At 66.3% G+C, this 24,580-nt stretch carries 23 protein-coding genes; 16 read left to right on the top strand and 7 right to left on the bottom strand.

Translation table 11 applies throughout. The features are described from left to right. Positions 1-1,454: MocR-like pyridoxine biosynthesis transcription factor PdxR (gene pdxR, locus AC3WON_RS08010; RefSeq protein WP_492351569.1), on the bottom strand; the 1,454-nt coding region annotated here is incomplete at its 3' end. A gap of 83 nt (positions 1,455-1,537) precedes the next feature. On the opposite strand from pdxR, the gene AC3WON_RS08015 reads away from it, so the two are divergent. Both AC3WON_RS08015 and AC3WON_RS08020 read left to right on the top strand, forming a co-directional pair. After that, a complete protein-coding gene (locus tag AC3WON_RS08015; RefSeq protein ID WP_492317341.1) occupies positions 1,538-2,161 on the top strand; it encodes an FMN-binding negative transcriptional regulator in 624 nt (207 codons plus the stop codon). 52 nt (positions 2,162-2,213) lie between these two features. Beyond that, positions 2,214-2,831 carry a LysE family translocator gene (locus AC3WON_RS08020; protein WP_492317340.1) on the top strand — a complete coding sequence of 206 codons (618 nt, stop codon included), beginning with the start codon at positions 2,214-2,216 and terminating at the stop codon, positions 2,829-2,831. 39 nt (positions 2,832-2,870) lie between these two features. Here AC3WON_RS08020 and AC3WON_RS08025 read toward each other — a convergent pair whose 3' ends face one another. Then, the gene (locus AC3WON_RS08025) at positions 2,871-6,437 is read right to left on the bottom strand and encodes an indolepyruvate ferredoxin oxidoreductase family protein (RefSeq protein ID WP_492317339.1); all 3,567 of its coding nucleotides are present in this window, start codon (positions 6,435-6,437) and stop codon (positions 2,871-2,873) included. 119 nt (positions 6,438-6,556) lie between these two features. Here AC3WON_RS08025 and AC3WON_RS08030 point away from each other — a divergent pair, with 119 nt between their 5' ends. After that, on the top strand, positions 6,557-7,492 hold the full coding sequence (locus AC3WON_RS08030; RefSeq protein WP_492351570.1) for a LysR substrate-binding domain-containing protein: 936 nt from the start codon (positions 6,557-6,559) through the stop codon (positions 7,490-7,492). Positions 7,493-7,529: 37 nt separating this feature from the next. On the opposite strand, the gene AC3WON_RS08035 is transcribed toward AC3WON_RS08030, so the two are convergent. Next, positions 7,530-8,549 (bottom strand): LysR family transcriptional regulator, encoded by a 1,020-nt coding sequence (locus tag AC3WON_RS08035; protein WP_492351608.1) that lies wholly within the window; start codon positions 8,547-8,549, stop codon positions 7,530-7,532. A 371-nt stretch (positions 8,550-8,920) separates the two neighbouring features. Here AC3WON_RS08035 and AC3WON_RS08040 point away from each other — a divergent pair, with 371 nt between their 5' ends. The 3 genes from AC3WON_RS08040 (at position 8,921) to AC3WON_RS08050 (ending at position 11,358) form a co-directional block, all read left to right on the top strand. Beyond that, on the top strand, positions 8,921-9,937 hold the full coding sequence (locus tag AC3WON_RS08040) for a GlxA family transcriptional regulator (RefSeq protein ID WP_492317337.1): 1,017 nt from the start codon (positions 8,921-8,923) through the stop codon (positions 9,935-9,937). Positions 9,938-10,081: 144 nt separating this feature from the next. Further along, positions 10,082-10,840, top strand: coding sequence for an SDR family oxidoreductase (locus AC3WON_RS08045; protein ID WP_492317439.1), 759 nt, complete (start codon positions 10,082-10,084; stop codon positions 10,838-10,840). 17 nt (positions 10,841-10,857) lie between these two features. Further along, a complete protein-coding gene (locus AC3WON_RS08050; protein ID WP_492317336.1) occupies positions 10,858-11,358 on the top strand; it encodes an Ohr family peroxiredoxin in 501 nt (166 codons plus the stop codon). Positions 11,359-11,430: 72 nt separating this feature from the next. Here AC3WON_RS08050 and AC3WON_RS08055 read toward each other — a convergent pair whose 3' ends face one another. Beyond that, a complete protein-coding gene (locus AC3WON_RS08055) occupies positions 11,431-11,841 on the bottom strand; it encodes a cupin domain-containing protein (RefSeq protein ID WP_492317335.1) in 411 nt (136 codons plus the stop codon). Positions 11,842-11,845: 4 nt separating this feature from the next. Beyond that, positions 11,846-12,325, bottom strand: a complete 480-nt coding sequence (locus AC3WON_RS08060; protein WP_492351571.1) for a carboxymuconolactone decarboxylase family protein — start codon at positions 12,323-12,325, stop codon at positions 11,846-11,848. 364 nt (positions 12,326-12,689) lie between these two features. Between AC3WON_RS08060 and AC3WON_RS08065 the strand changes: the two genes are divergently transcribed. Further along, on the top strand, positions 12,690-13,181 hold the full coding sequence (locus AC3WON_RS08065; RefSeq protein ID WP_492317334.1) for a polyhydroxyalkanoate granule-associated phasin: 492 nt from the start codon (positions 12,690-12,692) through the stop codon (positions 13,179-13,181). A 138-nt stretch (positions 13,182-13,319) separates the two neighbouring features. Here the strand turns inward: AC3WON_RS08065 and AC3WON_RS08070 are convergent, their stop codons facing one another. After that, positions 13,320-13,622: a DUF1330 domain-containing protein gene (locus AC3WON_RS08070; RefSeq protein ID WP_492317333.1), complete on the bottom strand. Its 303-nt coding sequence runs from the start codon at positions 13,620-13,622 to the stop codon at positions 13,320-13,322. 332 nt (positions 13,623-13,954) lie between these two features. Here AC3WON_RS08070 and AC3WON_RS08075 point away from each other — a divergent pair, with 332 nt between their 5' ends. Beyond that, on the top strand, positions 13,955-14,929 hold the full coding sequence (locus tag AC3WON_RS08075) for a Bug family tripartite tricarboxylate transporter substrate binding protein (RefSeq protein ID WP_492351572.1): 975 nt from the start codon (positions 13,955-13,957) through the stop codon (positions 14,927-14,929). A 29-nt stretch (positions 14,930-14,958) separates the two neighbouring features. Here AC3WON_RS08075 and AC3WON_RS08080 read toward each other — a convergent pair whose 3' ends face one another. Next, complete coding sequence (locus tag AC3WON_RS08080; RefSeq protein WP_492340409.1) at positions 14,959-15,933, bottom strand: LysR family transcriptional regulator; 975 nt, start codon at positions 15,931-15,933, stop codon at positions 14,959-14,961. A 90-nt stretch (positions 15,934-16,023) separates the two neighbouring features. Between AC3WON_RS08080 and AC3WON_RS08085 the strand changes: the two genes are divergently transcribed. From AC3WON_RS08085 to AC3WON_RS08120, 8 genes are all read left to right on the top strand, one after another. After that, positions 16,024-17,253, top strand: a complete 1,230-nt coding sequence (locus AC3WON_RS08085) for a CaiB/BaiF CoA transferase family protein (protein ID WP_492340408.1) — start codon at positions 16,024-16,026, stop codon at positions 17,251-17,253. Continuing rightward, positions 17,250-18,260, top strand: a complete 1,011-nt coding sequence (locus AC3WON_RS08090) for an NADPH:quinone oxidoreductase family protein (RefSeq protein ID WP_492317332.1) — start codon at positions 17,250-17,252, stop codon at positions 18,258-18,260. The genes AC3WON_RS08085 and AC3WON_RS08090 overlap by 4 nt, the downstream gene beginning before the upstream one ends. A gap of 53 nt (positions 18,261-18,313) precedes the next feature. Further along, positions 18,314-19,261: a tripartite tricarboxylate transporter substrate binding protein gene (locus AC3WON_RS08095; protein ID WP_492317438.1), complete on the top strand. Its 948-nt coding sequence runs from the start codon at positions 18,314-18,316 to the stop codon at positions 19,259-19,261. A gap of 433 nt (positions 19,262-19,694) precedes the next feature. After that, a complete protein-coding gene (locus AC3WON_RS08100; RefSeq protein WP_492317331.1) occupies positions 19,695-20,870 on the top strand; it encodes a branched-chain amino acid ABC transporter substrate-binding protein in 1,176 nt (391 codons plus the stop codon). An 81-nt stretch (positions 20,871-20,951) separates the two neighbouring features. Further along, a complete protein-coding gene (locus AC3WON_RS08105) occupies positions 20,952-21,881 on the top strand; it encodes a branched-chain amino acid ABC transporter permease (RefSeq protein ID WP_013953596.1) in 930 nt (309 codons plus the stop codon). Further along, a complete protein-coding gene (locus AC3WON_RS08110) occupies positions 21,868-23,079 on the top strand; it encodes a branched-chain amino acid ABC transporter permease (protein ID WP_492351573.1) in 1,212 nt (403 codons plus the stop codon). Before AC3WON_RS08105 ends, AC3WON_RS08110 begins: the two co-directional genes overlap by 14 nt. Next, positions 23,076-23,858 (top strand): ABC transporter ATP-binding protein, encoded by a 783-nt coding sequence (locus tag AC3WON_RS08115; protein WP_492351574.1) that lies wholly within the window; start codon positions 23,076-23,078, stop codon positions 23,856-23,858. Before AC3WON_RS08110 ends, AC3WON_RS08115 begins: the two co-directional genes overlap by 4 nt. Further along, on the top strand, positions 23,855-24,568 hold the full coding sequence (locus AC3WON_RS08120) for an ABC transporter ATP-binding protein (RefSeq protein ID WP_492317328.1): 714 nt from the start codon (positions 23,855-23,857) through the stop codon (positions 24,566-24,568). The genes AC3WON_RS08115 and AC3WON_RS08120 overlap by 4 nt, the downstream gene beginning before the upstream one ends. The last annotated feature ends 12 nt before the right edge of the window (positions 24,569-24,580 follow it).

Genomic DNA, 24,580 nt, shown 5'->3' on the forward strand with positions numbered 1-24,580 from the left:
AAAATCTGCATCCCCCGCTGAATCTGCTCCACCGTCAAACTCGCATAACCGAGCACCAGCCCGGCCGCTCGACGCTGTCCGTGCGGCCGGGCCCCTGCAAACAACGGTGATACCGGGTAGACCCCCACATCCTGGCTGCGCGCAGCGGCCACCAGCGCTGTCTCGTCGCGGGGCCGCAGCGACGGCAACCACAGCACCACATGCAGCCCCGCCGCCGTACCGCAGACTTCCGCGTCCGCTGGCAGGAAACGTGCGACGCCATCCAGCAAGGCCGCTCGCCGGCGCTCGTTTTCCCGGCGCATGCGCCGCACATGGCGTTCGTAGGCACCGCTTTCGATCAGCGCTGCCAGCACGCGCTGCTCCAGCACGGGCGCATGGCGGTCGGCCAGCCGCTTGGCCTGCCGGAACACCGGCACCAGCTCAGGCGGCAGCACCAGGTAGCCGAGCCGCAGTTGCGGCGAGAGCGCCTTGGAGAAAGTGCCGACGTAGATCACGCGGCCGTCGGTGTCGATCGAGCGCAGCGTGTCGATCGGGCGCTGGCCGTAGCGGAACTCCCCGTCGTAGTCGTCCTCGATGATCCAGGCGTCGTGGCGCTGCGCCCATTGCAGCAGCTCCAGGCGCCGGCCGATCGGCAGCACGCCCCCTAGTGGGAACTGGTGCGACGGTGTCACGTACACCAGGCGCACACGATCGTCCTGGGGAAGGCTGGCGGTATCCAGGCCATGCCCGTCCACCGGCGTGGCCTGGCACCTGGCGCCGGTGGCTTCGAAGCAGCGCCTCGCCATCAGGTAGCCGGGATCTTCGAAGGCAAAGGCGTCGCCGGCATCCAGCAGCAGCCGTGCGCACAGGTCGATGGCCTGCTGCGAGCCATGCACCACCAGAACCTGCTCGGCCTCGCAGGCCAGTCCCCGGGCACGCCGCAAATAGCCCTGGAGGGCGCGTCGCAGCGACGCCTCACCTTCGGGCGGGGCATAGGACAGGCTGTTTTGCTGGCGCAGCAGTTCGGCCTGGTAGGCACGCCGCCAGGCCAGGGTTGGGAAGTCCCGCGAAGCCACCGCCCCATACAGGAAGTCGAAACGAACCGGTTCAGCCTGCAGCGGTGCCGGCATGCCGAGTCCCGCCACGCGGCGCCCGAATCCGGACAGGGTTGGGGCGGACCTGGCGCGCCGGCCTGCGCTCATCGCGGCTGGTGCCGGTGCCGCCAGGGGGCTGGCGATTCGGGCCACCCGCCCCACCGCCGTGACGAGGAAGCCCTCGGCAGCAAGTTGTTCGTAGGCGGCGGTGACAGTGGTACGCGACACCCCCAACTCGGACGCCAGCGCCCGTGTGGACGGCGCCCGGGCGCCCGGCGGCAGGGTGCCGTCCGCGATCTGGGCACGCAGAAGATCGTAGATGCGGCGCCCCGCGCCCGTGGCTCCGGCACGGGTACCGGCTGGCTGGCGTGACTGGCCCATAAAGAATCATGAAAACCGGACCTTCCGATTGTGCCAGTTGTCGGCGAGAGTATCGAGCATTCCATCGCTTCCGATTCCCCACCATGTATATTCCTGCTCACTTTGCTGAAAACCGGCCAGAGGAACTGGGCCGCATCATCCGCGTGCACCCGCTGGGGATGCTGGTTACGCAAGGCAGCGCCGGACTGGATGCCGACCACATCCCGTTCGAGTTCGATCCCGGCGAGGGAACTCACGGCGTGCTCACAGCCCACGTGGCCCGCGCGAACCCGCTTTGGCAGCGTTGCCCCACCGGCTCGCCGGTCATGGTCGTGTTCCGGGGCGCCGAGGCCTATATCTCGCCCAACTGGTACCCGAGCAAGCATGAGGCGCACCGCCAGGTGCCGACCTGGAACTACGAGGTGGTACACGCGCACGGCACGATCACCGTGCATGACGACGAGCGTTTTGTTCGCCGCCTGGTTGCGCGCCTGACACGGCGACACGAGGCAGCCGAACCCAGGCCCTGGAAGATGGGGGACTCCGCGCCGGAGTACATCGACAGCATGCTGCGCAACATCGTGGGCATCGAGATCGCCGTCACTTCGCTGGTGGGCAAGGTCAAGCTCAGCCAGAACAGGGAGTTGCGGGACCGCCTCGGTGCCGCCGAGACCCTGGAGGCGCGGGGGTATGGCGAACTTGCGCAGTCCATGCGCAAGGCTGGCTGAATTGCCCCCGGCCCGCGCTCAGCTTTTCCTCACCATTGACGAACACCACACCATGTCATTCCTCCCCTTCCTGATCGCTGCCATCGTTCTCGCGATCACCCCCGGCCCCGGAATCGCCTATGTCGTTGCACGAACGGTGGCTGGCGGCCGATCCGAGGGCCTGGCTTCATGCTTCGGCGCCGCCCTCGGAGGCTTGCTTCATGTGCTCGCGGCAGCCTTGGGCCTGTCGCTGGTCATTGCCCAGTCGGCCGTGGCATTCAACCTGCTCAAGTATCTGGGTGCTGCTTATCTGGTGTACCTGGGGATTCGCATGCTGATGCGCAAGCAGGCGCCGGTCACGCTCGAAGCCATGCCATCCAGAGGTGCGCGCCGCGCTCTGGTCGAGGGCATCATGGTCGAGGTCCTGAACGTCAAGACGGCGCTGTTCTTTCTGGCGTTCCTGCCGCAGTTTGTCTCGGCGAGCGAAGCTCTGGTGCCGCAGTTGGTGCTGCTGGGCTGCATTTGCGTCGCGCTCAATACGCTGGTCGACGTTGTTATCGTGTTTGCCGCGCATCGTCTGCTCAAGTCCGGCGCCGCCCGCGAAGCTCGCGCCCGCTTGATGACCCGGATGTCGGGTGTCACGATGCTGGGCCTGGGCGCCTTCCTGGCGTTGGCCCGGCGCGAGGCATAGACAGGGGCGGTTCGGCGCAGGGCTCGAACCGCCCGCCTCTCAAGCAGCAGCCCGCCGGGCCGCGCCGCGATACTGCGCCAGCAACGCCTCCCGCCGTACTGCCGCCGCATCCATGCTGGCCTCCTTCACGTGGCCGTAGCCGCGGATATCCTCCGGCAACGCGGCAAGCGCCAGCGCGGTGTCGACGTTGTCCGCGCTCAGGGACGCTGCGAACTCGTCGACCATGGCCAGATAGTCGTTGACCAGCGCCCGCTCGGCGCGGCGCTCGGCAGTCTTGCCAAACACATCGAACGCCGTGCCACGCAACCCCTTCAGGCGCGCCAGCAAGCGGAATGCCGTCATCGTGCGCGGACCGAAGCGGCGCTTGACCGGGTGGCCCTTGTCGGTCTTGGCCAGCAGCGGCGGCGCCAGCCAGAAGTTGAGCTGGTAGTCGCGGCCGGGCTCCCCTTCGAACTGGGCGCGCAGCTTGTCCAGGAAGGCGGGATCGGCGTAGAGGCGCGCCACCTCGTATTCGTCCTTGTAGGCCATCAGCTTGGCCAGGTTGCGGGCCACGGCCTCGGTCAGCGGCAGCTTGCGGTCGAGGCCCAGTTGCTGCTCCGCTGCGCGGATGCGCTCGACGGCCTCGCGGTAGCGGCCGGCATATGCAGTGTTCTGGTAATCGGCCAGCATCGTCTCGCGCTTGCGGATCAGGGTGTCGAGCGTCTGCGGGATTGCCACGACCTGTGCGGCCGGGGCCGCCGGAGCACCCGGCAAGTGCGCCTTGAGCGCCGCCTCGCCATGATGCGCGAGATACCGTCCCCATTCGAATGCCAGCCGGTTCTTGTCGATCGACACCCCATTGAGTTCGATCGCGCGCAGCAGGCTTTCACGCTGCAGCGGGATCCAGCCCTTCTGCCAGGCAAAGCCGAGCAACAGCGGGTTGGAGTAGATGGCGTCGGCCAGCAGGGTCACCGCCCATGCGCTGGCGTCGAAGAACGCGCAGGCATCGCCCACGCTGGCGCGCAGGTCCTGCTCGGCGCTGGCACCGGGGAACTTCCACTTCGGGTTCTTGATGAATTCCGCGGTGGGCGTGTTGGCGCTGTTGACCACGGCGGCGGTCAGGCCATGCCGGACCTTCGACAGCACCTCGGGCGAGGCCGAAACGATGGCGTCGCCACCGATCACCAGGCGTGCCTCACCCGTCGCGATACGCGTCGCATGCAGGTCGTCCGGGCCCGGTGCGATCTGCACGTGGCTGATCACAGCCCCGCCCTTCTGTGCCAGGCCAGCCATGTCGAGCACGGTCACGCCCTTGCGTTCAAGGTGCGATGCCATGCCCAGCAGGCCGCCGATGGTGACCACGCCAGTGCCGCCCACGCCGGTGACCAGCACGCCGTACGGCCGCTCCAGGGCCGGCAGCCGCGGCAGCGGCAGCGCCTCGAAGTCGGCGCCTGTGCCTTTGCCGCCCGCTGCCGCTGGCTTGCGCACCTGCGCCCCCTCGGCAGTGACAAAGCTCGGGCAGAAGCCGTTGACGCAGGAGAAATCCTTGTTGCACGACGACTGGTTGATCTTGCGCTTGGTCCCGAGTTCGGTCTCCAGCGGCTCCACCGACAGGCAGTTGGACTTGGCCGAGCAATCGCCGCAGCCCTCGCAGACCGCGTCGTTGATAAACGCGCGCTTGGCCGGGTCAGGATAGGTGCCGCGCTTGCGGCGGCGGCGCTTCTCGGTCGCGCAGGTCTGGTCGTAGATCAGGATGGTGACGCCCGCGGTATCGCGCAGCTCGACCTGGACGGCGTCGAGCTGGTCGCGATGGAACACAGTCACGCCGGACGGCAGCATGGCGCCGTCGCCATACTTCTGCGGCTCGTCGGTGACGACGACCAGCTTCTTCGCGCCCTCGGCCAGCACCTGGTGCGCAATCTGCGGCACCGTCAGCACGCCGTCGATGGGCTGCCCGCCGGTCATTGCCACGGCGTCATTGAACAGGATCTTGTAGGTGATATTGGCCTTGGCCGCGATCGATGCGCGGATGGCCAGCAGCCCCGAGTGGAAATACGTGCCGTCGCCCAGGTTGGCAAACACGTGCTTGTCGCCGGTGAAATGCATCTGGCCGGTCCAGGCCACGCCCTCGCCGCCCATCTGGCTGAAGGTGTCGGTATTGCGGTCCATCCACAGGGTCATGTAGTGGCACCCGATGCCGGCCAGCGCACGCGAGCCTTCCGGCACGCGCGTGGACGTATTGTGCGGGCACCCTGAGCAGAACCAGGGCTTGCGCTCCACCGCGATGCGCGGCTGCGCGGCCTCGCGCTCCTTGGCCTCGATCAGCGCCACGCGCGCGGCAATGCGTGCGCGCACCGCTTCCGGCAGGTCAAAGCGTTCCAGCCGGCGCGCGATGGCCTTGGCGATCAGCGCCGGCGACAATTCATAGTGCGCGGGCAGCAGCCAGTTGCCACGCGGCACCGACCACTCGCCGCCATCGTTGCCACGCTGGTCGAACTTGCCGAAGACCTTGGGCCGCACATCCTCGCGCCAGTTGTACAGCTCTTCCTTGAGCGCGTATTCGAGGATCTGCCGCTTCTCTTCCACCACCAGGATCTCTTCCAGGCCGGTGGCGAACTCACGGGCGCCGTGCGCCTCCAGCGGCCACACGCAACCCACCTTGTAGACGCGGATGCCGATGCGGGCGCAGGTGTCATCGTCCAGACCCAGGTCTGCGAGCGCCTGGCGCACGTCCAGGTACGCCTTGCCGGCGGTCATGATGCCGAAGCGTGCGTTCGGCGAATCGAGCACGACGCGATTGAGCCGGTTGGCCCGCACATAGGCCAGCGCCGCATACCACTTGTGGTCAAGCAGCCGCGCTTCCTGCTCCAGCGGGGAATCGGGCCAGCGGATATTGAGGCCGCCCTGCGGCATGACAAAGTCCTGCGGCAGCGCGATCTGCACGCGCTCGGGATCGATCTCGACCGAGGCGGTCGACTCCACCACGTCGGTGACGCACTTCATTGCCACCCACAGGCCGGAATACCGGCTCATGGCCCAGCCATGCAGGCCGTAGTCGAGGTACTCCTGCACATTGGCGGGGTACAGCACCGGAATGCCGGCGGCCTGCAGCACGTGCTCCGACTGGTGCGCCACGGTGGAGGACTTGGCGGCATGGTCGTCGCCGGCCAGCAGCAGCACGCCGCCATGGCGCGACGAGCCGGCCGAATTGGCGTGCTTGAGCACGTCGATGGACCGGTCCACGCCCGGCCCCTTGCCATACCACATCGAGAACACGCCGTCGCGCGTGGCGCCGGGGAACAGGTTGACCTGCTGGCTGCCCCAGACGGCGGTCGCGGCAAGGTCTTCGTTGACGCCGGGCTGGAACACCACGTCGCTGGCAGCCAGGTGCTGCTTGGCCTTCCACAATGCCTGGTCGACGCCGCCCAGCGGCGAGCCGCGATAGCCCGAGATAAACCCGGCGGTGTTGAGGCCGGCGGCGCGGTCGCGCGCCTTCTGCAGCATTGGCAGGCGGACCAGGGCCTGCACGCCGCTCATGTAGACGCGGCCCTGCTCCAGGGTGTACTTGTCGTCCAGGCTGGCGCTGGCCAGGGCTTCGAGCAAGGCGGGGTTCAGCGGGGCATTCACGATCTCAGTCTCCGTGCTTGTTCTCTTGTATCCGGAGCAGTTTAGAAATCCGTGCCGTCATCGTAAAATCATGAATTCAAACACCTGATATCCGAAAAACGGATAACTCGGAGATTCCCATGTTCAAGGCGCGCGAAGGCTCGGAAAGACTGGCCAAGGAAGTCACGCTGAGGCAGTTCCGCTACTTCGTCGCGGCCGCGGAGACCGGGCAATTCTCGATGGCCGCGACCGCCGAGCATGTCTCGCAGTCGGCCATCACCAATGCCGTGCTGGCGCTTGAGCAGCGCCTGGCGGTACGCCTGTTCGAGCGCCGGCCCCATGGGGTGACGCTGACGGCAGAAGGCCACCTCTTCTTGCAGCACGCCCGCCAGATCCTGGATTCGGTCGAGGATGCGCTGCGCGAGCCGCGCTTCCAGGTGCATGGGTTGCAGGGCAGCGTGCGCCTGGCCGCCTCCTATACAGTGCTGGGCTACTTCCTGCCGGGGCTGCTGGCGCGCTTTCGCACCAACTACCCGGACATCGAACTGGATCTGCTCGACATGGACCGGCCCGATATCGAGCGGGCCGTGCTGGCGGGGGAGATCGAGCTGGGCATCGCGCTGCTGTCGAACCTGGAGCGGCCCCAGCGCTTCCGGCGCCATACGCTGATGCGATCCCGGCGCCAGTTGTGGACTTCGTCCAGCCATCCGCTGCTGGCCGTGGAGCGGCCTTCGCTGCGCGATATTGCGGCCTATCCGTATATCCTCATCACCGTGGACGAGGCCGAGGAATCCACGCTGCGTTACTGGCGCAGCCACCGGCTCGCACCCAAGGTCGCATTCCGGACCGGCTCGATGGAGGCCCTGCGCGGGCTGGTGGCGCATGGCTTCGGCGTCACTGTGCTGTCCGACATGGTGTATCGCCCGTGGTCACTGGAAGGAAAGCAGATCGAGGCCCGCCCGATTGCCAATGCGGTGCCGGACATGGAGGTCGGCATGCTGTGGCAGCCCGGGCGCAAGCTGGGCAAGCCGGCGGATGCGCTGAGGGAGTTCCTGATTCACGCGTGCGGGAGCTGAGGCGGGACATTCGATTGCCCGCGCCCTTACAACAACGCTATCTGAAGGACCGGTAGCTTGTCGTCGAGTAGTCCGTGTAGAAATCCGCCAGGCAATGCAGATTGAGCGCCCGGATCTCTTCAGTCATGAAGTCAACAAAAACGCGGATGCGCGAGGGCAGGTGCTGGCGGCTGAGGTAACAGATGTAATGCCCGCGGTCGTCAGGCGCATACCGTCCCATGGCGATGACCAGTTCGCCGCGGGCGATGCGGTCGCAGGCCTGGTAGCCCGCCATCTGCGCGATGCCCAGCCCGTCGAGCACCGCCGCCAGCACCAGCTCAGGGTCATTGAACGTCAGCCTTGCGGCAGGCACAACCTTGCGCACATGCCCCTCGACCTTGAATTCCCATTCAAGGATGCGCGCGCCGGCGATGCGGGTGTTGATGCATTCGTGCCGGGCGAGATCCTCCAGCGTCGACGGTAGTCCATGCCGCGCCGCGTAGGCAGGAGACGCGCACACAGCCATCTGCATCGGGATCAGCTGCTTCGCAACGATGCTTGAATCCTCGATGCGGCCATTGCGGAACGCGACGTCGATGTTCCCGGCCGCGAAGTCCGTTGGCCGGTCATCGAGCACCAGGTCCAGGGAAATGTCCGGATAAGCCGCCGAGAACCTCGACAGCAGCGGCGCCACCACCTTGCGCCCGAAGCCGGCCGTCGCGCTGATGCGAAGCAGGCCGCTTGGCGGCCCAAGGCGCAGTTCCAGCATGTCGTTCATGGCCTCGACGATATGCGCCACGCCCTGGTGGCAGTTCTCGAAGAAGCGCTCGCCCTCGCGGGTCAGTTGGGTGGTGCGCGTGGTGCGCAGGAACAACCGGGTGCTCAGCTGCGTTTCCAGCTTCAGGACATTGCGGCTGACCGCTGAGCGGCCGATGCCCAGCCGCTCTCCGGCCTTGGAGAAGCTGCCCTCGGTGGCGACCGCCATGAAGGCGATGATGCCGGCGTAGCTTGCCGCGAAACTGGCGGACAATCCGTCCGCGCGATCCGGCGGGCCGGGGCGAAAGCCCCGCTGCGGCATACCGGTTACGTCTCTATCCGCCCCCCCGCGGTTGACAGGGGACGCCGGGCGAACGTCTGGAACGACGATGTCCATGTCAATGCCTTTCGGAGCGGCGCAACGAATGAGAGTCCACGCTGTGCGGTGCACAACCATGGCATGATCGTAGTGACACGCCATGCCCGGGTAAATGACAGATGCCCCTGGTTTTCTGCCAGCCGGCCCGGCGCGAACGGCGACAATGCAGACATGAGGAGCGGAACGAGCCGGCCCACAAAGCCTTCGGGTGCGATCCGTGGCGATGGCGTCGCACCGCGGGTGCCTGCCGGCAACATGCCTTGCGCGGAATCGCGCCAGCGGCATAACATCCACCGACTTTCAAGATCCCTGCCATGGTTCCCTCTGCGCCTGCGCCCTCTTCCCGGACAATTGACGACCCGCCGCGCAATCTTCTGTTCGTGGCCTTCCCGGACATGAGCCTGCTGGATCTCACCGGACCGCAAACCGTGTTCTGGGCTGCCTCCCGGTACGCACGCGAGCGGGGATTCGCCGGCTACCGGAGCCATCTGGCAAGCGAGCACGGCGGCCTGGTTGCCTCGGCCGAAGGCACCGCCGTGCAGGCCATCGCGCTCTCGGAAATCGATCTGCAGCACATCGATACGATCATCCTCCCCGGTGCCCCCGAGATGGTCAGGGTGCTCGACAGCGCCTCCTCGCTGGTCGCCTGGCTGCAGCAGGCCGCCGGACAGGTACGCCGCGTTGCCTCGGTCTGCAGCGGGGCCTTCCTGCTTGCGCAAGCGGGCTTGCTTGACGGCAGGCGCGCTGCCACGCACTGGGCGATGCATGCGCAGTTCCGCGCGCGCTTTGCCGCGGTCGAACTGGACCGGGACGCCATTTTCGTCCGCCAGGACCGCATCTGGACCTCGGCCGGCGTGACCACCGGCATCGACATGGCGCTTGCGCTGGTCGAGGACGACTATGGCCACGATATCTCGCTGAGCGCGGCCAGGGAGCTGGCGGTCTTCATCAAGCGGCCGGGCACGCAGCCACAGATCAGCGAGATCCTGCTGGCGCAGAGCCGGCACGTGCCGCTGTTCGAGGCGCTCCATCTATGGATCATCGAAAACCTGTCGCGGGAAGGGCTGTCAGTGGAACAGCTCGCCGAACAGGTCGGAATGAGCCCCCGCAACTTTGCCCGGGTGTACAAGCAGAAGACCGGGCGCACCCCGGCCAAGGGGGTTGAGCATTTCCGGCTGGAAGCCGCACGCCGGCTGCTCCAGGACCTGCATCTGCCGGTGGAGCAGATCGCAAGGCAGTGCGGCTTCGGCAGCGAGGAACGGATGCGCCTTACGTTCCAGCGCAACCTGGGCTTCTCGCCCAGCGAGTATCGGTCGAGGGTGACCGGCTGAGAAAACGCCACAACCCGGCCGCACCATTGGTGCCGAACGGGAAACACCATGCGTCCGCCGCCGGCGCTACCGTCACTGCACCCCTTCGCCTAGCATGGGACATGGGTTGAATGCCCATCCCTTCCACCAGAATCGAGGTGCATGATGAAGATCGTTGTGATTGGAGGTACTGGCCTGATCGGCAGCAAGGTCGTCGCCCGGCTTGCCGGGCAAGGCCATGAAGTCGTTGCCGCGTCTCCGCAGACCGGCGTGAATGCGCTGACAGGCGAAGGCCTGAGCCAGGCACTTGCCGGGGCGCAGGTTGTCGTGGACGTGGCCAACTCGCCATCGTTCGCGGATGATGCCGTCCTGCATTTCTTCGAGACGTCGGGCCGCAACCTTGCGGCGGCGGAGAAGGCAGCCGGTGTCGCGCACCATGTGGCGCTGTCAGTGGTCGGCACGGACAAGCTCTCACAAAGCGGCTACTTCCGCGGCAAGATTGCGCAGGAAGCGCTGATCCGGAACGCCGGCATCCCTTACACCATTGTCCGCTCCACGCAGTTCCTCGAATTCCTTGGCGGCATCGTCCAGTCGGGCGCCGATGGCGATTCCGTGCGCCTGTCATCCGCATCGATCCAGCCGATTGCCTCGGATGACGTGGCCGAAGCCGTGGCCGACCACGCCCTTGCCGATCCCGTCAACGGCATCGTCGATATCGCCGGGCCGGAACGCTTCCACCTGAGCGACCTCGTGCAACGCTATCTCGATGCCACCAAGGATCCGCGCAAGGTTGTCGTCGATGGCAAGGGCCGTTATTTCGGCGCCGAACTGCAAGACGATACGCTGGTACCGGAAGGCCCGGCACGCCTGGGCAAGACCGGTTTCGAAGCGTGGCTGCGACAGAGCCAGAAGCCGAAGGCCTGACAACGCGGGCGGGCCATATGGACAACAAGGGGCTGCAAGCCCCCCCGCTGAGCCTGCTCGACAAGTATCGCGGGCAGGGCTTCCACGCCCTCTACACCACCACCGTCACCGTCTCGGGCGGGGAAACCGGACACGGCCGCGCCTCGGGCGTGGCGCGTTCCGATGACGGCAATCTTGTCGTCGACCTGCGGCTGCCGGCGGCGCTGGGCGGCCCCGGCCACGGCACCAATCCCGAGCAGTTGTTCGCCGCGGGCTACGCCGCCTGCTTTCATGGGGCGCTGTACCTGCTGGCCCAGCGATCCAATGTCAGCGTCGACAACCTCGCAGTGGAAGTGGAGATAGCGTTCGGCCGCGATCCCGTTGACGGCGGCTTCGCGCTGGCCGCGGACATCCGGGTCAGGATGCCTGGCGTGCAACGACAGGTGGCGGAAGAACTGGTGCGCAATACCGAGCGCTTCTGCCCCTATGTGAAGATGGCCAGGCAGGGCATCGTCAGCGTCGTGGCGGTGGTTGACTGAGCTGCGCGCAACGACGGGCCCGAGGATGCGATCCCTGAACCTTAGGGGTCGCATCCGCAGCCGGCCAATGTGCTACTTCGTTGGCGTCAGGATCGGAGCGCCCTTGTTCTTCAGCAACAGCACCATGAACTTCGCGGGCCTGGTGTTGCTGGCGTTGCGCCCGACAGTATGAATATCGTCAGGGCCTTCGTGGAAGGTCTGCCCGGCAGTGAGCGTGACTTCCTTGCCGCCCCGGACACCCATCACGATACTGCCCTCAAGGACATAGACGAATCCGTGCGCGTCATGGCGGTGCACCGGGTCGGCGCCGCCGGGCGGGTATTCCACCACGATCATCTGCACCTCCTTGCCGGGATATTCCGGAAGCGCCTCTGTCGACAGCAGCGTCACCTTGGGCTCTGGCGGCGCAGCCATGGCCGGTCGCGCCGCCAGCAGGACGGAAAGCAGCAGCGGGGCCATGCCCAGCGTTCTGGTGATCTTCATGATGTCACTCCAGCTTTGCCTTATCGAGGCCATAGGCCTTGTCGGCCGAGCCCGGCACGGTCCGGAAGGCCACGTTTAGCCGGTTCCAGCCATTGATGGCCATGACCAGAAAGGTCAGGTCCGAGAGTTCCTTTTCCGACAGATGCGCGCGCACGCGCTCGTACAGGTCATCCGGCACACCGTGCGCCGGGATGTTGGTCAGCACCTCGGTCCACGCCAGCGCGGCACGTTCGCGCGGCTGGAACAGCGTCGATTCGCGCCAGATCGCGACATGGTGAAGGCGGAGCTCTCGCTCGCCATGGATGCGCGACTGCTTGACGTGCATGTCCAGGCAGAAGGCACAGCCGTTGAGTTGCGAAGCGCGAATCTCGACCAGGTCACGGATGGTTGGTTCGATCGCGCTGTCCTGCAGCAGGGTGCTGAACTCCAGGTACTTCTTGAAGAGTTCGGGGGACTGCTTCATGGCATTCACGCGTTGGGTCATGACGGCTCCTGAGGGATGGAGAATGTGAAGGGATGCCGGGGCACTCACCACCGCGTGCCGCGGCATGGAGCAAATCGTAGGCCGCGGCGGCGCACCGCGGTAGGCGCGCCAAGGTACCCACACTGTTGAGGCTTCGACACCAATCAGCGCTTTGGCGTGGCGCGGCTTGGAGGAAGCCGGGTCCTGTCGTGTCGTGCCCGATCCAGCGCAGAAAACCAAAAGAAATGGTGCAATGCAACATAAATGCACCTATGCTTGGAGGAATGCCGGCCGGCCACGCCTTCGAAAAGCGACCCGGACGCCGCTCGCCTCCCAAGAATTTGCCAGGTGTCCGTTTTTCAGCGGATGCCGAAGGAAAACCCGCGTGCCCTCCTCCGTTATTCCGCAGCCTGTCCTCGACGTTTCCGCAAACGCCTCCCGCCTCTTTAGTGACATGTGCGAACTGCTCCAGGCAGCAATGCATGTCGTCAGCATTCGCACCACGCGCATGGCGATCGCCGGTCCGGCGCCTGACGAGCAGGACCAGCGCGAATTCAGCCTGATGAGCATTGAGAAGGGAGAGGCCGCGTCTGAATCGTTGCTTGCGATGGGTTCGGGATGGATCAACCTGACCATGACCCTCGCAAAGGACACCAGCGATCATCTTTGGGCGACCTCCGCGGCCGCGGCGACGCTGGCGTCCAGTCGATCCGCCGCGCAATGGTTCGAACGCCACGCCGACCTTCTGCAATTGGCCGCCGGGTTCCCCGGCAACCCGCTGCAGCTGGCAGACCTGGCGACAAACCTGATGCAGCAGATCCTCGCGCCGATCCACGGCCGTGCGATGGCGAATGCGAAGCGCCTGAGTGCAGCGTGAAGGGCGCCAGGCCCGCGGTTGCATCGCCACGGAACGAATCAGACAGCACCCGCACGCGGGCGCGGGCGCGCGAACAGGAAACCGCCGACCAGGCCGACCCGGTCGAGGCCAGACCCCGGCAACGCTTGCGCCGATTTCCTAGACGGTGACGGCCGCGACCCCTTCCAGCGCGATAATCCTTGTTGTCGCACACCTTTCCCGTATCGCCTTGAGGCGCGCGTACTCTGGCGAGTCATACCAGGCTATCAAGGCATCCATGTCCGGGAACTCGACGATGACGAGACGATGCGGCTGCCAGTCTCCTTCGAGCACTTTGGTTGCACCGCCACGGCCCAGATATTTCCCACCATAGCGCACCTCGGTAGCGGGTACGTCTCGTTTGTACTCTTCAAAAACGGCGGGGTCCGTGACGTCAACATCGGCAATCAGGTATGCAGCCATGGCACGCTCCTATCTGCGGTAGTTCCCCGCTTGATTGTAGTTGCCACAATCGCCAGTACAGGCCGGGACGCGAGCGAGATCCCCATCAACCACCACGCGCCTGCCCTGCCCACCCCGCCTCCAGGAATCGCATGCTCGGCGCCGATGGCCAGCATCGGCATCACCCGGTGCTGGCGCAAGTCCAAGGATCACGGCCTCCGTAAGCGGTCAAGCCTGCTGGGCGCAGCGCCGGTAAAATGCAGATCGCCACAGCATTCAATCGCGAGCACGGCATGGACTGGTTCTCGTAGCACTCACCAGCCCATATCAACATCCACGGACGGAGACATGCCTTGACCATTAAAAACCGATTCACCCTGGGCCTGTTGGCAACAGCAGCCCTCATCCCAGTTGCCCCGGCTTGCGCACAAGAACAGTGGCCAGCAAAGACGATCCGCTTTGTCGTGCCCTTTGCCGCCGGCGGCGCCAATGACCTGATGGCGCGCGCCGCGGCCGAGGGCGCAACCAAGGCGCTGGGCCAGACCGTGCTGATCGAGAACCGGCCCGGCGCGGGCGGCACCGTGGGCGCCGACATCGTGGCCAAGAGCGCGCCGGATGGCTATACCTTCCTGATCAGCGCAGCCGGCGTCATCTCCAACAGCATGATCAAGAAGTCCATGCCGTTCAAGGATGACGCGCTGGTCCCGGTGGCCATGATCGGCCTTGCGCCTTCGGTCATCGTGGTGCCGAAGAACGCGCCCTACAAGGATCTGCGCGACTTCGTCGAGGCGTCAAAGAAGGGGAACGGTTTCAACTTCGCGACCGCGGGAACCGGCAGCACCCCGCACTTCGTGGCGGAGATCCTGAATGTGAAGTACGGCGCGAAGCTGCAGCCGGTGCCCTACAAGAGCGGGTCGGAAAGCACTACGGCAGTGCTGGGCGGCCAGGTGGAAGGAACCTCCGAGGCCAGCATCATCGCCCTTCCGCATATCCTGCACGATGGCAAGTTCAAGGCGCTCGCCACCACCTGGACGCAGCGCATCTCGGCCTACCCGCAGCTTTCCACCGCGGTGGAGCAAGGTTTCCCGGACCTGCAGATCGCGCATTGGGCCGGCGTCCATGCCCCCAAGGGGACGCCCGACGCCATCCTGGACAAGGTGGCCGCCGCGGTGGACAAGGCCATGAAGGACCCGGCCGCCGCCGCCAAGCTGAAAGCCGTGGGCATCGAGCCGGTCGGCGGCACGCGTGCGGACTTCGTGAAGTTTGTCGAGGCAGAGCGCAAGCGGCTGGGCGAGATCGTCAAGGCCGCCAGGATGCAGGAGAAGTAATCGCTGCGCCCGCCATGCCGCCCCATCGGTCAGGACGCCGGGGCGGCACGGCTTTCATTGGCCGTTGCCGCAGGCAGGTTGCGGCGCCCCCAGTTCTCTGCCTGCCGCTCCAGGTGCAGGCGGATAAAGTCCATCAGCGTTCGCGTTGCCAGCGTGGGATAGCGGTTTGGCGCGGTCAGCATGTAGACGCTGTCGCCCACGCCTTCGGCTTCGCACTCGGCCAGCACCTCGCGCATCTGTCCGGATTGCAGTTGCCGCCAGACCGCATAGCGCGGCAGCAGGGCCACGCCCAGCCCGCCCATCACCGACTCGAACAGGAACGGATAGTCGCCTGACTGGATCCGGGGCGACACGCGCAACGTCATCGGCGTGCCCGCCAGCCATATCTTCAGCGTAAAGCGGCGCCCCAGCGATGCGGGGGCAATCATGTCACAGCGTTCCAGGTCGGCCACGGTCCGGATCGGCCCGTGGCTGTCCAGGAACGATGCCGACGCGCACAGGCACCAGCCGACATCGCAGATGCGCCGCGCCACGTGGTCATCGGGCGGCTGCGAGGTGATCTTCAGCGCCACGTCGACCTCGGCCGGGATCAGGTCGCCAATGTTGTCGTTGATGACGACGCGCAGCGAAATCTGCGGGTAGTTGCGCGCGAATTCCAGCAGCAATGGCGTCAGGTAGAGATGACCCAATCCCGTAGGCAGGCGGATACGCACATCGCCGCGCACCACCTGGCCAAGGCTGTCGATCGAGGTATTGGCCGACTGCAGCTCGTCCAGCATGCGCAAGCCATGCGCGTACAGCAACTGGCCCGCTTCGGTCAGTTCGACATGGCGCGTGGTGCGGCGCATCAACTGGGCGCCCAGGTGCTGCTCCAGCAATTTCAGGCGGCGCGATACGTTGGATCGGGTCATGCCGCTGCGCTCGGCGGCGGCGGTCAGCGTGCGCGACTCGACCATGGTGACGAACAGCCGCACCAGGTTGAGATCGAAATTATTGTCAATCATGAGTCAACACCGTAGGCACAAATCGAGGGATTGTCCTGGCAGGAAGCCAACCCTAGCATAAACCTCCTGCTTACCCACCTTTCGAACGCCATGTCCGCACTGCCCGCTTCCGACCTGTCCGACACCCACCTGCCCTTCGCCGGCCTGCGCGTGCTGGACATCAGCCAGGGCATTGCCGGCCCGTACTGCGCGCACATCCTGTGGCAGCAAGGCGCTGAAATCATCAAGGTCGAGCCGCCCGCGGGCGACTGGGGCCGCAAGGTCGGGGTCGTGCGCGGCGATACCAGCGCGCTGGCGATCGCCTATAACGCCGGCAAGCGCAGCGTCTGCGTCGACGCCACCACTGACGCGGGCAAGGAAGTGCTGCTCGGGCTTGCGCTGCAGGCCGACATCGTCGTGCAGAACTTCCGCCCCCAGGTGGCGGAACGGCTGGGCGTGGGCTATGCGGCACTGGCCGCGCGACGGCCCGCGCTGGTCTATGTGTCGATCAGCGGCTATGGCCCGGATGGTCCCTATGCCGACTATCCCGCTTCGGACTCGGTGATGCAGGCCGACTCCGGGCTGATGTTCGCCAACCGTGGCGCCGACGGTGGCGCGCGCCGCATCGGCATGCTGCTGGCCGACGCCGCCACCGGCCTCTATGCCGCCCAGGCCTGCGCCGCGGCGCTGTGCCGGCGCTTTCGCGGCGGGCGCGGCGGCCACGTCGAGCTGAACCTGTTCGATGCCTGTTGTGCGCTGCAGGCCAACAACCTGCTCGAGCATGCCATCGGTGGCCCGGCGGCCGCCGGGCCGGTGAGCGCGCCCAATGGCGTCTATGCCAGCAGCGACGGCAGCGTGACGCTGCTGGCGCTGAACAACGCGCAGTTCGCCAAGCTATGTCATGCGCTGGACCGCACCGACTGGCTGGAAGACCCGCGCTTTGCCGACAATGCGGCGCGCATGGCCCACGCCGCGCTGCTGAACCAGCACATGGCCGAGCAGATCGCCACGCGCACGACCGCGCAATGGCAAGACATCCTCAGCCGGCACGACGTGCTGCATGCCCCGGTGCGCAGCTATGACGACGTGCTGGCGCACCCGCAGGCGGCACACCGGCAGACCTTCCAGACAATCACGCAGCCGGGGCTCGGACCGCTGCCCTTCGCCGGCATCCCGGCGCGCGACATGCGCCGGCCAGCCGGCCCGGCGCCGGCCAACGGCGAACATACCGTGCAGGTCCTGCACGAGGCCGGCTTCGGCCAGCAGGCCATCGACGCATGGCTGCAGCAGGGTGTGGTGCGACAGGCGGCGGCCCCGGCGGCCAAGGCAGGTGCGCAATGAAGGCGCTTGTCTGCAAGCAGTTCGGCGGCGTGCAGGACGTGGCGCTGCAGGCCATTCCGGAACCGGCGCTGGCCGACCCGCATGCGGTCACGATTGCCGTCGAGTACGCCAGCGTCAGCCATGCCACCGGCCTGATGATCGCCGGCCAGTACCAGCGCCGCCCCCCGTTGCCCTTCGTGCCCGGCACCGAAGCGGTCGGCCGCGTGGTGGCCTGCGGTGACGCGGTCACGCGGCTGCGTCCCGGCGACCGGGTGGTGGCGATCGCGGACTGGGGCTGCTTTGCCGAGCAGGTCATCGTGCCCGAGTACACCGTCTACCGCGTCCCTGACGCGCTGCCGTCAAAGACTGCGCTGCCGATCCCAATTTCCTATGGCACGGCGTATTGCGGGCTGGTGTGGCGCTGCGCGCTGCGCCCGGGCGACACGGTGCTGGTGCTTGGCGCCGGGGCCGGGGTCGGCCTGGCTGCCGTGGAGATTGCGCGCCAGCTCGGCGCCACGGTCATCGCCTGCGCCAGCACCGAGGCCAAGCGTGCCGACGCGCTACGGCGCGGCGCCACGCACGCGCTGGCCCCGGCGGACCTGGCGGCATCGGTCAAGGCGCTGACGGACGGCCGTGGCGCGGACGTGGTGGTGGACCCGGTCGGCGGCGACCTGTTCAGCCAGGCGCTGCGCGCGGCGGCGGCGAACGCACGCATCCTCAGCATCGGCTTTGCCAGCGGCACCATCCCGCAGGCCCCGGTCAACCTGCTGCTGGTCAAGAACCTCACGCTGCACGGGTTCTTCTTTGGCCGCTACATCGGCTGGACGCCCGCCAACGAGCGGGCCGAGCATGCGGCGGCGCTGCAGGAGGTCATGGCGACGCTGTTCGATTGGGCCGCGCAGGGCAAGCTGGATCCGACCGTATCCGCGGTCTATCCGATCACCGGCCTGGGCGACGCCCTGGCCGCGCTGGAATCCCGCCAGGTGGTGGGCAAGGTAGCGATAAAAATCAAGGAGACAGAGACGTGAACACCCGATACCAGAAACGACTTCCTGCGTGGCCGCGGCTGCGCGCCGCACTGATGCTGGCGGCAGCCGCTGCCGCGCTGCCGGCCGCCGCGGGCGCGCAGGACTTTCCGCAGCATCCCGTGCGCATGGTGCTGCCCTACCCCGCCGGCGGCCCCACCGACCTGCTCGCGCGCGTGGTCGCGGTCAAGATGGGCGAGAGCCTGGGCCAGAGCGTGGTGGTCGACAACAAACCCGGCGCCAGCGGCATGATCGGCGCCGAAGCCGTGGCGCGCGCGCCCGCCGACGGCTACACCATCCTGGCCAATGCCTCGCTGCATGTGATCAACCCCAGCATCCAGCCGAAGATGCGCTATGACTCATTCAGGGACTTCGTGCCGATCACGCAGCTGGCCGACGTGCCGCTGGTGCTGGTGGTCAACAACGCATCGCCGGTGAAGACCGTGCAGGACCTGATCGCCTACGCCAATAGCCAGGGCGGTGCGCTCAATTTCGGCTCGGCGGGCAATGCCTCGGCCCAGCACCTGGCCGGCGAATCGTTCAAGCTGGCGGCAAAAGTGCCGATGCAGCATGTGCCGTACAAGGGCAGCGCGCCGGCGCTGACGGACCTGATGGGCGGCCAGATCCAGCTGATGTTTGATTCCATGCCGTCGGCGATGCCCTTCATCAAGTCCGGCAAGCTGCGTGCCGTTGCCGTGACCACCGAGCGCCGCGCGAGCGCGCTGCCAAACGTGCCCACTGTCGCCGAGTCCGGCCTGCCCGGCTTCGACATCAGCACCTGGTACGGCCTGTGGGCGCCGCGCGGCACGCCGGCCCCGGTCGTGGAAAAGCTGGCCGCGCATGCGGCCAGCGCGCTGAAACGGCCCGATGTGCGGCAGCAATATGCCGACATGGGCGCCGAGCCGGTCGGCTCTTCACCCGGCGACTTTGCCCGCTACAACGCTTCCGAAGGCAGGAAATGGGCGGAAATCGTGCGGCGGTCGGGGGCGAAGGCAGACCAGTAGCGCACGGCGGTTGCCGCAGGGCTGGCCGATGCCGGGTGTCGGCCAGACGCGCGGTTGGCGGCCATCACTACCTACCGCTACCTGCATCTGTGTGGGTGCCTGCGAGATGCAATGAAAGTGCCCCAAACAGCACCTACGTACGGCCCTATGTTTCTTCCCTTGTTTTGCTCCCCGGCGCACCGCAACCGTGCGCCCATGCGCCCAGATTGAGCATGGGCTCCCCCTCATTTCCCCAGACCCCCATGCAAGCTACGGGTTTTCGCTCGTTGAAAGGTGGCATGGCTGTTGCATAGTATTCAAGTGACTTGAATATGGTGCAGGCAGCTTTCCAAGAGCTTTCCCGGGCGTCCGCGGGCGCCTTGCATCGGTTCGGGTCCGTGACGCCGCGCCAGCGGTTCGTCCAATTTGTCCATGCAACCCAGGGGGAAAGAGAGTGCGCAAGAAACACACTGCAGTAGCCGCCGCCATGGCAGCCGCGGCGACCGGAATGGTCCTGACGGCAGCACCGGCGCAGGCCAAGGATGTCGTCAAGATTGCCTTTGTCGGTCCGCTGACCGGTGGCGTGTCGTCGATCGGCCTGGGCGGACGCAATTCCGCGGACCTGGCCGTGCGCTTGCGCAATGCGGACCCGAAGGCCAGGTACACCTATGAACTGGTGGTGCAGGACGACGAATGCCGGCCGAACGTCGGCGTGCAGGTGGCGACCAAGATCGCGGCGGACAAGTCCATCGTTGCCGGCGTGACGCACTTCTGCTCGGCCGTGGCCATGGGCACAGTGGGCGTCTACAGCCGCTTCGGCATGCCCGCCGTGGTGTGGGGCGCCGTGCTGCCCGAGGTCACCTACGGCAACAAGTTCAAGGAGATCCATCGCGTCAACGGCACGATGATCAACCAGAGCGAAGTGGCGGCCAAATTCATGACCGGGCTGGGCTACAGGAAGTGGGCGATCATCCATGACACCACCGACTACGGCAAGGGCCACAACAAGTATTTCAGCGAGTTCCTGAAGAAGGACGGCGGCACCATCGTCGGCACGTTCGGCGTCACAGCCGATCAGCAGGACTTCACCACGGAGCTGACCAAGATCCGCGAACTGAAGCCCGACGTGGTGTATTTCGGCGGCCTCACGCCGCTCGGCGTGCGCATCCGCACGCAGATGGACAAGCTCGGCATCAAGGCCCAGTTCGAGGGCACGTCGGGTATCAAGTCCGATGCCTATATCGAAGGCGTGGGCAAGTCGCTGTCGGAGGGTTCGCTGGCGTTCATCGAAGGCGCGCCGGTAGAGAAGCTGGCGGGCGGCCAGTTCTTCATGGAACGCTACACGCAGCAGAAATACGGTGAACCGCCCGAAGCGTACGGACCGTTTGCGTTTGCCGCGGCCAACCTGATCATGGACGCCGTGGAAAAGGTGGGCCCGGACCGCAAGAAGGTGCGTGATGTGCTGAACGGCACCAGGGACGTGAACACCATCATCGGCAAGGTCACCTTCGACGACCACGGCCAGAACGTGGTGCCGCTGATCACCAAGTATGTGGTGGAAGACGGCAAGTGGGTGATCTGGGAAGACAGCACCTACGGCAAGGGCAAGAAGAAGCTGACCGGCCTGTAAGCATGGCGGCCGGGTTCGGGGCGCGCCTGCCCCCCGCCCGGCCCCGCGCCCGCCTGGGCATCCGGAATTCGGGGGATACCGATGAGTGTATTAGGGCAGTATGTCTTTAACGGGCTGATGCTCGGGATGATCTACGCAATGGTGGCGGTAGGGTTCACGCTGTTCTTCGGCGTGCTCGACGTGATCAAGTTTTCTCATGGCGATGTGCTGATGGTGGGCGCGTTTGCCGGGCTGGCGGCATCAGCCGGCGTGGTGGCGATGCACGTGGATTCCCCGTGGCTGCAGCTGCTGGCCATCGTGGTGTGCGCGGTGACGGTGACCGGCCTGCTGGGCGCCGGCATCGCCCGCGTCCTGATCCTGCCGCTGCGCCGTGCGCCGCCGCTGAACACGCTGCTGGCCACGCTGATGCTGGGCACGGTGCTGCGTGAGGCGGTCCGGCTGTTCTACCCGGACGGCTCGAACCCGAAGCCGTTTCCCGCGCTGCTGCCCGCTGGCGAGTTCACCATCGGCGCGCTCTCCATCCGCGCGGACAACCTGATCCTGCTGGCCGCCGGCGTGGCCATCATCCTCGGCGTGCATCTGCTGATCACCCGCACGCGCTTTGGCATGGCCATTCGTGCCGTGGCCCAGGATGGCGAAACGGCCCGGCTGATGGGCATCAACTTCGAGGTGGTGGTACTGGTCACGTTTGCGCTGGGTTCCGCCATGGCGGCACTGGCGGGCGTGATGAACGGCCTCTACTACAACGAGATCAACTTCAACGTCGGGCTGCTGCTCGGGGTGATCGGCTTTGCCGCTGCCATCCTGGGCGGGCTCGGCAATATCTACGGCGCCATCCTCGGCGGCTTCCTGTTTGCGGCGCTGCAGGTACTGGGCAGTGCCATGCTGCCGGCCCTGGTGCCCGACATCCCGAGCGCCTACAAGGACGTATTTGCCTTTGCCGTGGTCATCGTGCTGATGGCCTGGAAGCCGACCGGACTCATCGCGGAGAAAGCCAGTGAACGTGTCTGACAACGTCTCGAAGCCGCTGCCGGCGGCCTCCGCCGCCACGGCCGAGGGCCCGCAGCGGCGCCCGGCCATGGTGCTGGCCATCTCGGCCATCGCCATGGTGGCCTATCTCTACTTCTTCCTGCATGCGGAATCGCAACTGGCGGTAGCCGTGCTGCTGGCGCTGGCCGGGGCCGCGCTGTTCGCGGCGGGCCGGCTGGGCCTGACGCAGGCCGTGGAGCAGGCAGCAGCGCGGCGGCCAGGCCAGTCCAGGCTATGGGCGCTGACCGGCACGCTGGCACTGGTCGCGCTGTTCCATGAGAGCCATTTCGTCCTGCTGATGCTGTGCGCGGTGCTGCTCTACACCACCGCCTGCCTGGGGCTGACCGTCCAGCTCGGGTTTTCCGGCGTGTCCAATTTCGCGGGCGCGGCGTTCTTTGGCATCGGCGCCTACACCACGGCCGTGCTGGCCACGCACACGGGCATTCCCCACGTGCTGGTGATCGTGCTGTCCGGCCTGGCAGCGGCCGTGATCGGCTCGGTGCTGGTTGCGCCCGTGCTGCGCACGCGCGGCCACTATGCGGCGCTGGTGACCATCGCGTTCGGCATCCTGTTCAAGACCTTCCTTGAGGTCAACGACGTGCTGGGCGGGCCGCAGGGCCTGCAGGTTCCCGGGATGACGCTGTTCGGCTTCGCGTTCAATGAGGGCGTGACACTGTTCGGCGTGGACGTGTCGTTCTACGCCAGCTATGCGCTGCTGAGCCTGCTGATCTGCGCGGGCACCTTTGCCGTGGTCAAGGCGCTGGAGCGCTCGTGGGTAGGCCTGGCGATGGACGTGGTGCGCACCGACGAGACCGCCGCCGCCGCGTTCGGCCTGCACATCGCCCGGTGGAAGGTGATTGCGTTCATGCTCGGCAACTTCTTTGCCGGCATCGCCGGCAGTGTCTACGGCATGGTCACTGCGTTCGTGGCGCCCAACAACTTCACCTTCGCCGACTCGCTGCTGATGCTGTCGATCGTGATCCTGGGCGGCCTCGGCAACGTGGTGGGCCTGGTGCCGGCGGCCATCATCGTGCTGGTGCTGCCCGAAAAGCTGCAGTTCATCCAGGAATACCGCTTCCTGTTCTATGCGGCGCTGGTCATCGCCATCCTGCTGTTCCGCCCGGACGGCCTGATGCCGCGCAAGACCCGCCTGTTCTTTCCCCGGGAGGATGCGCAATGAGCGACGCAATGATCCAGGTGCGCGGCCTGACCATGCGCTTTGGCGGCCTGACCGCGCTGGACAACCTCCAGCTCGAGATCCGCCGTGGCGAGATCCTGGGCCTGCTGGGCCCCAACGGCTCCGGCAAGACCACGTTCTTCAACGTGCTGACGGGACTGTACAAGGCCAGCGCCGGAACCATTACCTATGACAGCAACAACGTCATCGGCAAGACGCCGCAGCAGATCTACCGCAGCGGCGTGGCGCGGACGTTCCAGCGTTCGCGCTTGTCGCTGCCGCTGACGGTGTTCGACAACATCGTGATCGGCGATTACCAGAACATGCGGCACGGGCTGGTCTTCAACCTGTTCCGGCGCAAGGCGTTCCGCGCCGAGTACGAACGCTACGTGGAGTCGGTGCGCGACCTGCTGGGCATCTTCAGCCCGCCGCTGGTGGCGCGGCTGTTCGAGCCGGTGGAAACGTTCACGATGATCGACCGCCGCCGCATCGAGGTGTGCCGGGCCCTGATGAGCCGCCCTCGCCTGCTGCTGCTCGACGAGCCTTCGGCGGGTATGACGCATGACGAGACCCACGAGCTGATGGACGACATCCTGCAGGTGCGCGGCAAGCTGCAGGACCTGTCGGTGGTGCTGATCGAGCACGAAATGAACGTGATCGAGCGCATCACCGACCGCTGCATCGTGCTGAATTACGGCAAGAAGATTGCCGAGGGAACCTACGCCGAGATTACCGCCGATCCCGACGTGCAGACCGCCTATCTGGGGGAGGAAGCCGCATGAGCGACAGCACACTGCGCGTGGAAGGGCTGACCACGGGCTATGACAAGGTCAACGTCCTGCACGATGTCTCGATCGAGGTGCCGCCGGGCAAGATCACCTGCATCCTTGGCGCCAACGGCGCCGGCAAGAGCACGCTGATCCGCTCGATCCTGGGCCTGACGCCGCCGCGCCAGGGGCGCATCCTGTGGGACGGCACGGACATCGCGGGAGAGAAGACCCACAACATCATCGCACGCGGCATCTCCTGCATTCCCGAAGGCCGCAAGGTGTTCCCGCGCATGACGGTGGCTGAAAACCTTGCGCTGGGCGCCTTCCTTGAGGCGGACCCGGCCAGGGTGCGCGAGCGCATCGAGCGCGTGTACACGATCTTCCCCCGGCTGCGCGAGCGCGCGGGCCAGCTCGCCGGCACCATGTCCGGCGGCGAACAGGCGATGGTGTCGATCGGGCGCGGACTGATGGCGCAGCCGCGGCTGCTGGTCATCGACGAGCCGTCGCTGGGCCTGTCGCCGCTCTATGTGAAGGAGAATTTCAAGGTCATCCAGCAGATCAACGAACTGGGCATGACGGTGCTGCTGGTGGAACAGAACGCGCGCCAGACGCTGGCCATCTCACACCAGGGCTATGTGCTGAGCCAGGGCCGTGTCGTGGCCCAGGGCACCGCGCAGGCGCTGCGCGAGAACGATGAGGTTCGCGCGGCCTATTTCGGCTGACCTGGAGAACAG

Source organism: Cupriavidus sp. FW305-46 (assembly GCF_058787075.1).

Excerpts from the sequence above, each read along its gene's own strand:
- AC3WON_RS08085 (WP_492340408.1), top strand. The coding sequence starts at position 16,024 with ATGTCCGCACTGCCCGCTTCCGACCTGTCCGACACCCACCTGCCCTTC.
- AC3WON_RS08055 (WP_492317335.1), bottom strand. The coding sequence starts at position 11,841 with ATGAAGATCACCAGAACGCTGGGCATGGCCCCGCTGCTGCTTTCCGTC.
- AC3WON_RS08035 (WP_492351608.1), bottom strand. The coding sequence starts at position 8,549 with ATGCCGCAGCGGGGCTTTCGCCCCGGCCCGCCGGATCGCGCGGACGGA.
- AC3WON_RS08095 (WP_492317438.1), top strand. The coding sequence starts at position 18,314 with ATGCTGGCGGCAGCCGCTGCCGCGCTGCCGGCCGCCGCGGGCGCGCAG.
- AC3WON_RS08115 (WP_492351574.1), top strand. The coding sequence starts at position 23,076 with ATGAGCGACGCAATGATCCAGGTGCGCGGCCTGACCATGCGCTTTGGC.
- AC3WON_RS08105 (WP_013953596.1), top strand. The coding sequence starts at position 20,952 with ATGAGTGTATTAGGGCAGTATGTCTTTAACGGGCTGATGCTCGGGATG.
- AC3WON_RS08120 (WP_492317328.1), top strand. The coding sequence starts at position 23,855 with ATGAGCGACAGCACACTGCGCGTGGAAGGGCTGACCACGGGCTATGAC.
- AC3WON_RS08070 (WP_492317333.1), bottom strand. The coding sequence starts at position 13,622 with ATGGCTGCATACCTGATTGCCGATGTTGACGTCACGGACCCCGCCGTT.
- AC3WON_RS08015 (WP_492317341.1), top strand. The coding sequence starts at position 1,538 with ATGTATATTCCTGCTCACTTTGCTGAAAACCGGCCAGAGGAACTGGGC.
- AC3WON_RS08040 (WP_492317337.1), top strand. The coding sequence starts at position 8,921 with ATGGTTCCCTCTGCGCCTGCGCCCTCTTCCCGGACAATTGACGACCCG.
- AC3WON_RS08030 (WP_492351570.1), top strand. The coding sequence starts at position 6,557 with ATGTTCAAGGCGCGCGAAGGCTCGGAAAGACTGGCCAAGGAAGTCACG.
- AC3WON_RS08060 (WP_492351571.1), bottom strand. The coding sequence starts at position 12,325 with ATGACCCAACGCGTGAATGCCATGAAGCAGTCCCCCGAACTCTTCAAG.
- AC3WON_RS08020 (WP_492317340.1), top strand. The coding sequence starts at position 2,214 with ATGTCATTCCTCCCCTTCCTGATCGCTGCCATCGTTCTCGCGATCACC.
- AC3WON_RS08080 (WP_492340409.1), bottom strand. The coding sequence starts at position 15,933 with ATGATTGACAATAATTTCGATCTCAACCTGGTGCGGCTGTTCGTCACC.
- AC3WON_RS08050 (WP_492317336.1), top strand. The coding sequence starts at position 10,858 with ATGGACAACAAGGGGCTGCAAGCCCCCCCGCTGAGCCTGCTCGACAAG.
- AC3WON_RS08045 (WP_492317439.1), top strand. The coding sequence starts at position 10,082 with ATGAAGATCGTTGTGATTGGAGGTACTGGCCTGATCGGCAGCAAGGTC.
- AC3WON_RS08090 (WP_492317332.1), top strand. The coding sequence starts at position 17,250 with ATGAAGGCGCTTGTCTGCAAGCAGTTCGGCGGCGTGCAGGACGTGGCG.